Raw genomic sequence first — 1,231 nt, 5'->3', positions numbered from 1 at the left:
GCATATTCAGTCGTGTCAATCTGCACTTGATTATAAACATATTCGCACCCCCCTTCTGCTAGATCAAAATCTTTGGAAACGTTCAGGACATTGGGCAAATTACAAAGAAAATATGTACTTAACACAAATAGAATCTAAAACTTTCGCTATAAAGCCTATGAGTTGTCCTGGGGCGATCATGTTCTTTGCTTCTCAGGTACGTAGTTACAAGCAGTTGCCATTTCGTGTATTTGAAATTGGTCATGTACATCGTTATGAGGCTTCTGGAGCACTGTCAGGATTAATGCGTGCACGTGGTTTTCACCAAGATGACGCGCACATTTTTTTGACTTTAGATATGGTGCATAGTGAGGTAGCTCAGTTATTGAATCTAATTCGTGAAGTTTATTCTCCTTTTTCACTCTCTTATCATTTCGAACTTTCTACCAGGCCAGAAGGAGAAAACGTTCTTGGAACAGATGATGAGTGGGAGATTTCTACTTTAGCTCTTGAAAAAGCTTTGGATGGGGAATCGTTCGTTCTTAATCCAGGAGATGGTGCTTTTTACGGGCCGAAAATTGATGTACACATTCGTGACGCTCTCTGTAGAACTTGGCAATGTGCAACTATTCAACTCGATCTATTTCAATGTAAAAATTTTGGACTTGAGTATGTGGCAAAAGATGGAAGCCGTCAAACTCCAGTTGTTTTACATAGAGCTATTTACGGTTCAATTGAAAGGTTTTTAGGCATTCTAATCGAGCACTTTGGTGGTCGTTTCCCTTTGTGGATCAATCCTAACCAAATAGCACTTCTTCCTATTAGTTCTAAACACGTTAGCCGATGTTTGGAATTGAAAGAGAGATTCGATCAAGAATCATTCTTTTGCGAAGTATTTTTTGAGGATGAAACCCTTCCTAAAAGAATTCGAAGGGCCGAGATGGGAAAGTTTTGTTATCTTGTTCTTATTGGTGACCGAGAAATCGATTGTGGGTCTCTTTCTGTTCGTGACGAGAATAAAAAGACATCCACTTACTCTGTAGATGAATTCATATCTCGTCTCCATCAAGAGATTAAGACAAAAAAGGTCAATCGCATGAGATAGGGCGGTATTCATGCAAAAAAAAAGAATCATGGCCATCACTAGCTTCAAGGGCGGTACTGCTAAGACCTCTACCGTGTTACATTTAGGTGCTGGCTTGGCTTCTCTCTTTAGAAAAAAAGTTTTGGTTATTGATTTTGATGCACAATA

2 protein-coding genes are annotated in these 1,231 nt (G+C 39.2%); both read left to right on the top strand.

Annotation, left to right across the window (positions count from 1 at the left end; genetic code table 11):
• Positions 1-1,084 (top strand): threonine--tRNA ligase (thrS, locus tag GCCT14_RS05015; RefSeq protein ID WP_108624461.1); only part of this gene is annotated, 1,084 nt, incomplete at its 5' end.
• A gap of 10 nt (positions 1,085-1,094) precedes the next feature.
• The coding region (locus GCCT14_RS05010) for an AAA family ATPase (protein ID WP_157952646.1) at positions 1,095-1,231 on the top strand (137 nt) is incomplete at its 3' end.

It is taken from the genome of Candidatus Similichlamydia epinepheli, assembly GCF_003056015.1.
The sequence above is the reverse complement of the archived record's forward strand: the minus strand, read 5'-3'. Positions and strand labels throughout refer to the sequence as shown.